This is a genomic window from Phyllobacterium sp. CCNWLW183 (assembly GCF_037203775.1).
Lineage (GTDB): Bacteria > Pseudomonadota > Alphaproteobacteria > Rhizobiales > Rhizobiaceae > Phyllobacterium > Phyllobacterium ifriqiyense.
The window spans coordinates 279632-291882 of the sequence record NZ_JBBCBN010000003.1 but is presented as its reverse complement, the minus strand read 5'-3'; the positions used below and the strand labels follow the sequence as shown (position 1 = coordinate 291882).

Sequence of the window (12251 nt, the reverse complement as noted above, 5' to 3'; positions counted from 1 at the left end):
ATGGCCGCCGAAATTACAGCGAGAAAGTCGCGTGACAGCAAACCCATATGGTTTGTACGCAAGGGCGAGTTGGAAACAGCCGGTCTTGAAAGCGCAACACTCAGCTGGGCAAAAGCAAATGGCTTTGAAGGACAGGCTGGACGTGTGTTGACGGTTCCTGGCGTGAACGGCGAAATTGCTGGTGCGCTCTTCGGTTTGGGTAAGGACGAAAATCGACTTGCAGCGGGGAAACTTGCAACGGCTTTGCCGGAAGGGGCCTGGCATATTGCAGGCGCTGTTAACGAACCTGATTTGACAGCTTTGAGCTTCCTTCTTGGAGGATACAAGTTCACCCGCTACACCAAAAAGGACAAGACAAGCATCAGCCTGACGCTGCCCGAAGGCGCGGACAAGGCGGATGTAAAGCGCTTGGCCAAGGCAGTCGCTCTCGCGCGCGATCTCATCAATACGCCAACCAATGATATGGGGCCGGTTGCGCTTGAAACTGCAGTCCGCGATGTGGCCGACGAGCATAAAGCCTCGGTCAATGTCGTAAAGGGCGATGCCCTGTTGAAGAAGAACTTTCCTATGATCCATGCGGTAGGGCGCGCTGGCAGCGAAGAACCCCGGCTGATTGATCTGGAATGGGGAAAAAAGAACGCGCCGAAAGTAACGCTGGTAGGAAAGGGCGTCTGTTTCGATACGGGCGGTCTGGATATCAAACCAGCCAGCAGCATGCTTCTGATGAAAAAGGATATGGGCGGCGCAGCCAATGTACTGGCGCTTGCGCAACTCATCATGGACGCGAAATTGCCGGTGCGCCTGCGCCTGTTAATACCGGCTGTTGAAAATTCGATAGCTGCCAATGCTTTCAGGCCGAGCGACGTGCTGACCAGCCGCAAGGGGTTGACGGTAGAAATTGGCAATACTGATGCAGAGGGCCGGCTGGTTCTGGCCGACGCGCTGGCGCTTGCCGATGAAGAAGAGCCTGAGATTCTCATCGACATGGCGACGTTGACCGGTGCTGCACGTGTGGCGCTTGGACCCGACCTGCCGCCATTTTACTCCAACGATGATGCTTTTGCCTGGGACGTGGCTGCCAGTGCAACCGCCGTTGCCGATCCGGTTTGGCGCATGCCGCTTTGGACACCTTACGAGGCCAAGCTTTCTTCGCGTGTCGCGGACATGAACAATGTCACCACGGATGGGTTTGCCGGCTCGATTACGGCCGCCTTGTTCCTGCAGCGCTTTGTAACCAGGACGAAGACTTGGGCTCATTTCGATATATTTGGTTGGAACCCGGTAGAGAAAGCGCATTCACCCATTGGCGGAGAGGCCCAAGCCATAAGGGCGCTTTACCGTCTTTTGAAAGAACGCTATCCAGCAAGTTGAGCGGCTTGCATCGCAAATGTGACAGAGTAGAATGGAACGGAACCGAAATGATTGCGGAAGCCGTTTATGCTTGAACTCAAGCCCTTGCAGGCGCTGACATTGTGGAAGGAAATCGCCCTTTCAGAAGTGCGTGATGACGCCCATGATCTGACCATGCGCCAGCTTGCAATCCTGCTTACGATCTATCTGGAGCCGCCGCCGCACACGATCCGCGCGATGGCTGCAAAGCTGGCCGTAACAAAACCGGTCATCACCCGTGCTCTCGACACAATGGGCGCCTATGGTTTGGTTGATCGTCACCGTGACGAAAAGGACAAGCGCAACGTTCTCGTCAAGAGAACAGTAAAAGGTGCGCTCTATGTTGAAAGGCTCGGTGATCTTGTGATCGCCAAAGCGAGAGGATTGCCACTTTGAAATCACCCGAGAAACTCGACAAGCGGCTGAATGCATATAGGCCTGATCTTGCCGACGAAAGTCTGCGCGGGCTTGTCGAGGCTGAGCGCTTCGTCGAAGGCAAGCCGATGCGCATCGCCGACCCTGTGGTGGATGTCCGTTCCGAGCCGCGCGGCGATGCAGGCATGACAACGCAGTTTCTTTACGGCGATGACGTCATTGTTTTCGAAGACGATAATGGCTGGTGCTGGGTGCAGAACGAGCGCGATGGTTATGTCGGTTATGTGGTGGATACATCGCTTGATCGCCGCGCCGATGAAGCGACGCATATTGTCATTGCTCCCCGTACATTCGTTTATGTCGGCTCCGATCTGCGTTATCCGCGATCCCGTGCCTTATCGATGGGTTCCCTCGTGACAATCACTGGCGGGCAGGAGCGTCGCGGCACGCTTTACGCCATGCTGCCAAGCGGTGAGGCGGTCATTGCCAAGCATCTCGTGCCTATTGATGAAGTGGCACAGGACCATGTTGCCGTGGCCGAAAGCCTTATGCACACGCCCTATCTTTGGGGAGGCGTTTCCGGCTTTGGCATTGATTGCTCAGGTCTGGTGCAACTGTCTCTGTTGATGACCGGTCAAGGCGCTTTGCGGGACACGGACTTGCAGGAGGGATCTGTCGGTGAATTGATTGAGCCCGATGAACATTACAAGAATCTCAAGCGCGGTGATTTCGTATTCTGGAAAGGCCATGTGGGCATCATGGCCAGCCATTCCACGCTGCTTCACGCAAGCGGCCATACAATGAGCGTTACGCTGGAACCCTTGCCCGATGCTATCGAGCGCATCGCTTATTTGTATGGGAAGCCAACAGCTGTTCGGCGGTTGTAAGAATATTGGTGGCAAATAGAACTTTGCGTGGTTCGCCCTTCGACTAGCTCAGGATAGCTCACCATGAGGGAGGTGGTTCCTTGCAGGAACATAGCGCGTTAAATTGCGATTGTCGTTGCAACCAGCCCACATTCCTCATGGTGAGCCCTGTCGAACCACGCACCATTGATTATGCAAGCTTAGTATTGAGCAGCCTTATCGACAATGTTCTTTAAAGGCTCACCGCGCTCATAGGATTCGATCTGGGCGACGATTTCAGGCACCAGTGCTTGCGGGCTTGAACTTGCAGCTGCATGCGGTGTGACAATGACCTGCGGATGAGTCCAGAGAGGACTGTCCTTCGGCAATGGTTCCTTGTTGAACACGTCGAGGGTCACGGCAGAGAGCATGCCGCGATCAAGCGCTGCCAGAATATCCGCCTCATTTTGCAGGCCGCCGCGTCCGGCATTGATAAGGACAGGCGCGCCGAGAGGGCCTTCCGGCTTCAGCTGCGCAAATATGTTCATCGACAGGATGTTCTTCGTGTCCGGCGTCAAGGGAAGCAGGCAGACAAGAATATCTACATCCTTGAGAAAATCCTTCAATCCATCCTTGCCATAATGGGTTGTAACCCCTTCGATGGTTTGCAGGCGGCGGCTCCAGCCACTGACGCGGAACCCGAGCGTGCGAAGCTTTTGAGCGGCGTCACGTCCAAGCACACCAAGACCGAGAATGCCCACATTCACTTCATGAGCGGCTGGCTGGCGCCGATCTTCATGCCACACGCGCTGCTTTTGCTGCTCGCGGTAGCGAAGACCAAGACGGTGATGGTCCAACACCTGCCAGACCACATATTCGCTCATGCGCATGGTAAGATCAGGCGAGACAATACGGACGATTGGAACATCAGGGATTTGCGTGTCATGAAACACATGATCGACGCCTGCACCCAATGAGAAAATCACTTCGAGCTTGGGCAGATTCATCAGCGAACCGGGGCGCTGTTTCCAGACAAGTGCATAGCGAACATCATTCTTGTCAGCTTCACTATCAAGCACGAGTTTGCGCTTGGGCGCTGATTTAGCGAATTCCGTCTGCCAAACCTCCGGGTCCCAGCCGGTTACCGCCAGCAGGATCTTATCACTCTCCAAGCTTGTCATTCGCTAACCGCTCCCTGTTCGGCCGTTTCTATCCTGAAGGCCGCGGCCATCAGGGCTTTTGTATAATCTGTCTTCGGACGTGCGAAGATTTCCTCCGATGGTCCATATTCCACCGCCTTGCCATTGCGCATCACGAGAACATCATTGGCAAGCGCCCTGACAACTTTCAAATCATGGCTGATGAAAAGATACGCCAGATTATGCTTCTGCTGCAATGAACGCAAAAGATCGACAACCTGTGCCTGGACGCTCATGTCGAGCGCAGATGTGGGCTCGTCCAGCATGACGAAACGCGGGTTAAGCACCATGGCGCGCGCAATGGCGATGCGCTGGCGCTGACCACCGGAAAATTCGTGCGGATAGCGGAAACGATTTTCCGGATCAAGGTTCACTTCCTTAAGAGCAGTCACGACGCGCGCATCGCGTTCATCGGCAGAAAGTTTCGGCTCATGAACCTTCAAACCTTCTGCGATAATCTCTGCGATGGACATGCGCGGCGATAGCGAGCCGAACGGGTCCTGAAACACGATCTGCATTTCGCGCCGCAAGGGACGCATCTGTTTGAAGGAAAACTGGTTGATATCCTTTTCGCCGAAACGGATGACACCTTCCGAAGAAATCATGCGTGACAGGGCAAGGCCGAGCGTGGTCTTGCCGGAACCGGATTCGCCCACGACGCCCAATGTCTGACCGGCGCGAATGGTCACGTCGATGCCGTCAACGGCCTTCACATGGTCGATTGTGCGGCGGAAAAAGCCCTGCTTGATAGGAAACCAGACCTTCATATTCTCGCCGCGCATGACAGGCTCAGCCGAAAGATCAGCCGAAGGCGGATTGCCTTTCGGTTCGGCTGCAAGCAGATGCTTGGTATAGGCGTGTTGAGGATTGTCGAAAATTTCCTTGGTTGGTCCTGTCTCGACGATCTTGCCGCCCGTCATGACGCAGACGCGATCCGCGATCTTGCGGACAATGCCAAGATCATGGGTGATGAAGAGCATCGACATGCCCTGCGCAGATTTCAGCTCCGCAAGGAGTTTGAGAATTTGCGCCTGCACGGTCACGTCAAGTGCCGTTGTCGGTTCATCGGCGATCAAAAGCTTTGGCTTATTGGCGAGAGCCATGGCAATCATGACGCGCTGCCTCTGCCCGCCGGAAAGTTGGTGCGGATAGGCGTCCAGACGCTTTTCAGGGTCGCGGATGCCAACCTCTTCAAGCAATTCCAGAGTGCGCTTGCGCGCAGCCTGATCACGCATGCCCTGATGCAGCTTGAGAACTTCAACGATCTGCTTCTCAATCGTGTGGAGCGGATTGAGCGAGGTCATCGGCTCCTGGAAGATCATCGTAATGTCATTGCCGCGCACACGGCGCAGGTCAGTTTCATCCTTGTCGAGTAAATCCTCGCCATTGAACAGAATCTGGCCTGAAGGATGCGAAGCAGGCGGGTAGGGCAGAAGCTTCAGCACTGAAAGGGCCGAGACGGATTTACCCGAACCGGATTCGCCAACCAGAGCGACCGTCTCACCCTCAGCAATATCGAAAGAAATATGATCAACCGCGAGCGTTTCCCGCCCGTTTTGCGTGAAGGCAACGGAGAGATCGCGGACAGAGAGGAGGGGAGCTTTGGTCATTTGAAAGCCTTGCGTGGATCAAAGGCGTCACGTGTTGCCTCACCGACAAAGATCAGCAGTGACAACATCAACGAAATCACGGCGAAGCCAGTAATGCCCAGCCAGGGAGCCTGCAGATTGTTCTTGCCTTGTGCGAGCAGCTCGCCAAGCGATGCCGAGCCCGGAGGCAGGCCGAAACCGAGAAAATCCAACGAGGTCAATGTGGTGATTGATCCATTGAGGATGAAGGGCAGGAAGGTCAGTGTCGTCACCATGGCATTGGGCAGAAGGTGACGGAACATGATTGTCCGGTCGGGGACGCCAAGCGCACGCGCTGCGTTCACATATTCGAAATTACGGGCGCGCAAAAATTCGGCACGGACAATGCCAACAAAGCTGACCCAGGAAAATAGCAGCAGGATACCGAGCAAAATCCAGAAGCCGGGAGGCAATATGGATGACATGATAAGCAGGAGGTAGAGCGTGGGTACCGAAGACCAGATTTCGATGAAACGCTGGGCGATAAGATCGACCCAGCCACCGAAATAGCCTTGCAGTGCGCCCGCAGTAACACCAATGACCGCGGAGCAGGCGGTCAGGATAAGGCCGAACAGCACAGAAATGCGAAAGCCATAAAGTGCCCGGGCAAAGACATCGCGGGCCTGATCGTCCGTCCCGAGAATATTCATATTGCCGAAAGTGCAATTGGGATCATTGACGCCGAGCGCATAACGATTGCAACGCTCTTCAGGCGTATAGAGCCAGAAGGGCTTTGAAGGCGCGGTTTCCGGCAGTTCATTATTGACTGTCCTGTAGGAGTAGCGCACCGGCGGCCAGATGGCCCAGCCATTGGCATTGATCTCATCCTGAATGACCGGATCGCGGTAATCCGTAACCGCATAAAAGCCGTTGAACTTTTCTTCTGGGTAATCGACCAGAACTGGAAAGAGAATCTCGCCTTTGTAGGAGACGATGATCGGCTTGTCATTGGCAACAAGTTCCGCACAGAGCGAGACAGCAAACAGGAAAAGGAAAATCCAAAGCGCCCACCAGCCGCGCCGGTTTGCCTTGAAGTTTTGCCAGCGTCGCGCATTGAGCGGCGAAAGGCGCGGTCGCTTCACGGAGGCGGGAGCGGTTCCGACGATATCGGTCATCACACGTCCCTCCGCTCAAAGTCGATGCGCGGGTCAATCCAAGTGTAAAGCAGGTCAGATAAAAGGGTCATGAGAATGCCGATAAGGGCAAAAATATACACGGTGGCTATAACCACGGGATAATCGCGGTTGAGGATCGACTCATAGCCAAGAAGGCCAAGGCCATCGAGAGAGAAGATAGCCTCTATAAGCAGCTGACCTGTGAAGAAGATGGATATGAAGGCGCTGGGAAATCCGGAGATCACGATCAGCATGGCATTGCGGAAAACATGGCCATAAAGGATTTTTCGTTCTGAAAGCCCCTTTGCGCGCGCTGTGGTCACATATTGTTTGCGTATTTCATCAAGAAACGAGTTCTTGGTCAGCAAGGTCGTTGTGGCAAAGGCCGACAGGAGTATCGCTGTCAAAGGCAGAACAAGGTGCCAGGCGTAATCCACGATCTTCTCAAACCCGGATAGCTGGCTAAAATTATTTGAGGTCAAGCCGCGCAGCGGAAACCAATCAAAGAACGAGCCGCCTGCAAAAAACACGATGAGCATGATACCGAACAGGAAGCCGGGAATCGCATAGCCAATGATGATAATTCCGCTGGTCCAGATATCGAAGGATGATCCGTCTTTGATGGCCTTGCGAATGCCCAAGGGTATTGAAATCATGTAGGACAGCAGGGTCGTCCACAAACCAAGCGATATGGAGACCGGCAGTTTTTCCTTTATCAGCTCGATCACACTTATATCGCGGAAATAGCTTCGCCCGAAATCGAAGCGGATATAATTCCAGACCAGAAGGCCGAAGCGCTCCAATGGCGGCTTATCAAGACCAAATTGTTTCTCAAGACTGGCGATAAAGGCCGGGTCGAGACCCTGTGCGCCGCGATATTTGGAGTTGCCCAATCCCGTCCCAAGCTGATCCTGAGCCTGGCCAATATCGCCGCCGCCACCGCTGATGCGGTCCATGGCATTGCCGCCCTGTCCGGTCAGTTGGCTGATAATACGCTCAACCGGCCCACCGGGTACGAATTGCACGATGACGAAGCAGACAAGCAAAATGCCGAACAATGTCGGTATCATCAGCAGAAGGCGTCGCAGAACATAGGCTCCCATCAGGGGCGCCCTCTCATCGCTTTCAGTCCATCAAACTTTGCCAATTGCCTTCGCCTTTGCTTCGTCGAACCACCACAGCGTTTCAACCGGGAAACCATAATCGGGTTTGGGCTCCTTGAAGCCGAACATGTCCCAATAGGCGATCGGATGATTCGCTGAGTACCAGTTTGGAATCCAATCACGCCTGATACGCAAGAGCCGATCTAAAACCCGCAATAGCGAAACCAGCTCGTCACGCGTTTTTGCATCGCTCACTTTAGCGATAAGCGCATCGACAACCGGATCGGCTGTGCCGGGAAAATTATACGAACCCGGGATATCCCTGCCCTTGGAGCCGAATATCTCCTCCAGTGATTCTCGTGTTGGCGTAGGGGAGAGTTGCACCGCCATACCGATCATGTCGAAATCAAAATTCTGAATGCGGCTTTGATATTGCGCGGGATCGGCCAAGCGCAGATAGGCGTTGATGCCCAAGGCCTTCAGATTGTTTACGAAAGGTGAGTAACTGCGGGTGAAGACTTCAGCATAAATCAAGAGTTCAAGATTGAGCGGTCGGCCTTGCGCATCCACCAACTTGTCACCATCCCGTTTGAATCCCGCCTGATTTAAAAGGTCGGATGCACGCTTCAAGTTTTTGCGGTCACGCCCGCTGCCATCAGAAGGTGTTTGCAACAATGCATCGCCGAATATGGCCTCGGGCAGCCTGTCACGAAAAGGCTCCAGAATGGCGAGTTCTTCCGCAGAGGGCTTTCCGCTTGCCCGGAAATCCGATTGCTCAAACACTGAATGGGAGCGCTCATATGCACCATAGAAAAGATTTTTCTGGGTCCACTCAAAATCAAAGCACAGTGCAATAGCTTCGCGTACCTGGGGCGCGCGGAAATGCTCGCGGCGCTGATTAATGGCCCAAGCCTGCAATTGCGGGCGCTTTTCCGTTGTAAACTTGCGTTTAATGACACGTTTCTGTTGTACCGCAGGGAAATTGTACTCTGTCGCCCATGTTTTTGCGGTTGCTTCATATCGCCAGAAAATATCGCCTTTTTTGAAAGCCTCGAATTCCGGTTGGCGCTCCCGGTAGAAATCAATTTTAATACGATCAAAGTGGTTTTGACCGCGCTGTACATTCAGGTCCTTGGCCCAATAATCCGCCACGCGTTCATACTCTATGGTTTGGCCAGGAGCGACACGGCCAACACGATATGCCCCCGAGCCAAGCGGCGGTTCCATTGTTGATGCCGCAAAGTCGCGGGTGGCGTACCATTTTTGGGAAAAAATAGGTATTGAGGCAATATCGAGTATCGCACGGTCAGAATGCTTGCCTGAAAAAATCAGCTGCACGGTATGCGCGTCCAGTGCAGCAATTTTGCTCAACTCCGTCAGAACCAGACGGAGTTGGGGATGCCCTTTGTCCTTGAGGGTTTCAAAGCTGAAAACAACATCTTCCGCAGTGATTGGCGAGCCGTCATGGAAGCGGGCTTCCTGCCGCAGTTTGAAGGTGAAGCTATTGCGATCGGCGGAAACGGTAACTGTTTCTGCCACCAGACCATAAATCGAGTCCGGTTCGTCCAGTGCAGATGCCATCAGCGTATCGAAACAGAGTTCCATACGGGGCGGAGCATCTCCCTTGTTCGAGAACGTATTGAGCGTATTGAAGGTTTGGGGCGACTGATTAAAAACCCACGTATTGGGCGAAAAAGCGAAGGTTCCGCCCTTGGGCGCATCGGGACTGGCATAGTCAAAATGCGTAAAATCCTTCGGGTATTTCAACTCGCCAAACGCAGAGAGGCCATGAAGCGGAACGTCCGTCTGCACATCTGCCAAGGCCAATTTTGGAGCCATGGCAGTGAGCATTGCAGCGCCCGAAAGCTTCATAAGTTCGCGGCGGTTAAATCTCGTCATTGAAAACGAGCCTTTAATGCCTGCTCCTTGGCAGTATCAATCCACCATGAAAAGGGGTCCACGCCCACGTATTCGGGCTGTTTGTCAGGCATGCCAAACTTGTTCCAGTAAGCAATCTTTGTGCGGTCGTCATACCACTGGGGAACGACGTAGTAGTTCCATAAAAGCACGCGGTCGAGTGCGTGGGTGGCGGCCACAAGTTCATCGCGATCCTTCGCAAGGATGACTTTATCAATGAGCTTGTCGATGGCTGGATTCTTGATGCCCATATAATTGCGGCTACCTGGAGTATCAGCGGTGCTTGAACTCCAGAAATCCCGTTGTTCATTGCCGGGAGAAAGGCTCTGAGCCATCCCCATTATGCCAAGAATATCGTAGTCAAAGTCATTGATTCTTGCCACATATTGCGCTGAGTCGACTGGTCTTAGCCGAGCATCAATGCCCAATTTACGCAAATTGGCCATAAAAGGCCCTACTGTTCGCTCATCGCGAGGGTCAGAGCCAAGAAATTCAATGGTGAGCTGCTCTCCGGTTTTCGTATTAACCAGTTTTCCGTCCTTGTTCTCATACCCCGCTTCGCGCAGCAGGTTAACTGCATTCCGCAGGTTTTCGCGCAATGCCTGAGGCGTGTCAGAAACGGGATTCTTGAATTCCTGTGTAAAGACTTGTTCGGGAACTTCACCCTTTACAGTTTGCAGTATTTCCAGCTCTTTTCCCTGAGGAAGACCACTGGAAGCAAGTTCCGATCCAGCGAAATAGCTGTTGATCCGCTTATATTGCCCATAGAACATATTCTTGCTCATGGTTTCAAAGTCGAAAGCAAAGTTGAGTGCCTGCCTCACCCTGATATCCTTGAATTTTTCGCGCCGGGTATTGATCAAGAAACCCTGCATTCGTCCGAGGGATCGTTCGGGGAAGACCTTTTTGACAACGTCACCACGATTGAACGCCGGAAAGTCATACTCCCGCATCCAGCGGCTGATGCTGGGTTCGCTGCGATAATCCTGCAGACCGCCCTTTTTGAAGCCTTCCCAGGCAGCATTCCCGTCCCGGAAGTATTCGTACCGGATTCGATCAAAATTGTTTCGGCCTACCTCGACAGGAAGGTCTTTACCCCAATAATCGGGAACGCGGCTCCATACGATCGATTTCCCAAAGTCAACGCTTTCGATTTTATAGGCAGCCGAGCCAAGTGGGATTTCCGTTGTGGGTTTGCTAAAATCCCGCTTGTTTCCGTTCTTGTCTGTGCCCTCCCACCAATGTTTTGGCAGGATGGGGAAGTCTCCCATAATGTTCGGAAGTTCGCGATTGCCCGAAATAGCAAAAGTAAATGTGACTTCCCGTTCGCCGGTTTTTTCCGCCTTTGTCACATCGTGATAGTACTTATTATACAGTGGCGTTTGCCGTTTTAAGGTTTCAAAGGACCAAATCACATCTTCTGCTGTTATTGGCTGCCCGTCATGCCATTTTGCAGCAGGGTTTAGACGAAACTTGACCCATGAAAAGTCATCTGGATAAGCAACCGCCTCTGCGACTAGTCCATAATTGGTGCCTGGCTGATCAAGTGCCTGACTTAAGAGTGTATCATACAGAATTCCGCCGCCGATAGGATTACCAGTGGGTGGAAGCCCTGCAGCAGACTCTCCCTGAATCACAAATGGATTGAGGCTGTCGAATGAACCTTGGGCAATATTATTCAGCGTACCGCCTTTGGGTGCGTCGGGGTTTACATAATCATAATGCTTGAAGTCAGGCCCGTATTTGGGCTCACCGGTCAGACTCGTTGCATGACGCCATTCCGGTTCCGCAGCATGTGCAATCTGAAGGGTGCCAAGGGTTGTGGCAGCGAGCAGCGCAAGGCTGATAACGAAGCGGCGAAATCTCAAAACAGGTCTCCACAGTTCTATCTGACAGGCAGTCTAAGAGAAAATGCGGCAGAGAACAGGCCTTCGCTTAAAAAACACGGGGAGTTGATACAAAAAAGCCGGGCATTGAGCCCGGCTTTTAGATCGATATAAGTAGGTTTTAGTGTGCTGGCGCTGGCTGAGCAGGCGCTGCGGGTGTTTCGCCCGCTGGTGCCGGAGCGGCAGGTGCAGCGCCTTCAGCAGGCTTTTCACCGGCTGGAGCAGCATCAGCTGCAGGGAATGGCTTCGGGCTATCTGAAAGCGTCTGCAGATAGGCGATCAAATCGGCACGCTCCGGATCTTTCTTATCACCCGCAAAGCCCATGGCGGTGCCTTTGATATAGCCCTTTGGCGAGGTCAGGAAGTGATTGAGGTGATCATAGGTCCACTTCTCCTGGCCACCCTTGGAGAATTCCTTCATGGCGCCGGAATAGCTGAAACCTTCATGGGTCGCGATCGGGCGCTCAACAATGTCCCAAAGATTCGGGCCGACCTTGTTAGCGCCGCCCTTTTCTGCGGTGTGGCAAGCAGCGCAACGCTTGAACACAGCTTCACCGCGCTTCGCATCAGCTGAAGCGAGCAGGGTTGCCACCGGCACCGCTGCGGCAGGAGCCTCTGCGCCTGCGGTTGCTTCGCCGCCCTCAGGTGCTTCAATAATAAAGCCTGGCTTTTCGGGAGCGTGCGAATTGAACAGGGAGTCGGACATGATGGCCGCGGACATGACAACGAACACTGTTGCCAGAAACGCCATGGCGTACTTATTAAATGCGGATCCCATCGTCGCTCATTACTCC

General features: G+C 53.5%; 10 protein-coding genes. 3 read left to right on the top strand and 7 right to left on the bottom strand.

The features are described 5' to 3' along the window. The 3 genes from V9K95_RS09535 (at position 1) to V9K95_RS09525 (ending at position 2651) form a co-directional block, all read left to right on the top strand. Positions 1 to 1371: a leucyl aminopeptidase family protein gene (locus tag V9K95_RS09535; RefSeq protein ID WP_336440656.1), complete on the top strand. Its 1371-nt coding sequence runs from the start codon at positions 1 to 3 to the stop codon at positions 1369 to 1371. A gap of 66 nt (positions 1372 to 1437) precedes the next feature. Beyond that, complete coding sequence (locus V9K95_RS09530; RefSeq protein WP_115051373.1) at positions 1438 to 1785, top strand: MarR family transcriptional regulator; 348 nt, start codon at positions 1438 to 1440, stop codon at positions 1783 to 1785. Beyond that, positions 1782 to 2651 (top strand): C40 family peptidase, encoded by an 870-nt coding sequence (locus tag V9K95_RS09525; protein WP_336440655.1) that lies wholly within the window; start codon positions 1782 to 1784, stop codon positions 2649 to 2651. The genes V9K95_RS09530 and V9K95_RS09525 overlap by 4 nt, the downstream gene beginning before the upstream one ends. A gap of 179 nt (positions 2652 to 2830) precedes the next feature. On the opposite strand, the gene V9K95_RS09520 is transcribed toward V9K95_RS09525, so the two are convergent. The 7 genes from V9K95_RS09520 to V9K95_RS09490 form a co-directional block, all read right to left on the bottom strand. Continuing rightward, positions 2831 to 3790: a 2-hydroxyacid dehydrogenase gene (locus V9K95_RS09520; protein WP_307282457.1), complete on the bottom strand. Its 960-nt coding sequence runs from the start codon at positions 3788 to 3790 to the stop codon at positions 2831 to 2833. After that, entirely contained in the window at positions 3787 to 5418 is a 1632-nt protein-coding gene (locus V9K95_RS09515) for an ABC transporter ATP-binding protein (protein ID WP_307282459.1), read from the bottom strand. Before V9K95_RS09515 ends, V9K95_RS09520 begins: the two co-directional genes overlap by 4 nt. Next, on the bottom strand, positions 5415 to 6551 hold the full coding sequence (locus V9K95_RS09510) for an ABC transporter permease (protein WP_307282462.1): 1137 nt from the start codon (positions 6549 to 6551) through the stop codon (positions 5415 to 5417). Before V9K95_RS09510 ends, V9K95_RS09515 begins: the two co-directional genes overlap by 4 nt. Beyond that, positions 6551 to 7654, bottom strand: coding sequence for a microcin C ABC transporter permease YejB (locus V9K95_RS09505; RefSeq protein ID WP_307282463.1), 1104 nt, complete (start codon positions 7652 to 7654; stop codon positions 6551 to 6553). The genes V9K95_RS09510 and V9K95_RS09505 overlap by 1 nt, the downstream gene beginning before the upstream one ends. Positions 7655 to 7684: 30 nt before the next feature. Continuing rightward, positions 7685 to 9553, bottom strand: a complete 1869-nt coding sequence (locus tag V9K95_RS09500) for an extracellular solute-binding protein (protein ID WP_336440654.1) — start codon at positions 9551 to 9553, stop codon at positions 7685 to 7687. Next, positions 9550 to 11439: an extracellular solute-binding protein gene (locus tag V9K95_RS09495; RefSeq protein WP_442958552.1), complete on the bottom strand. Its 1890-nt coding sequence runs from the start codon at positions 11437 to 11439 to the stop codon at positions 9550 to 9552. Before V9K95_RS09495 ends, V9K95_RS09500 begins: the two co-directional genes overlap by 4 nt. Before the next feature lie 139 nt (positions 11440 to 11578). Further along, positions 11579 to 12235 carry a c-type cytochrome gene (locus tag V9K95_RS09490; protein ID WP_336440653.1) on the bottom strand — a complete coding sequence of 219 codons (657 nt, stop codon included), beginning with the start codon at positions 12233 to 12235 and terminating at the stop codon, positions 11579 to 11581. Between the last annotated feature and the right edge of the window lie 16 nt (positions 12236 to 12251).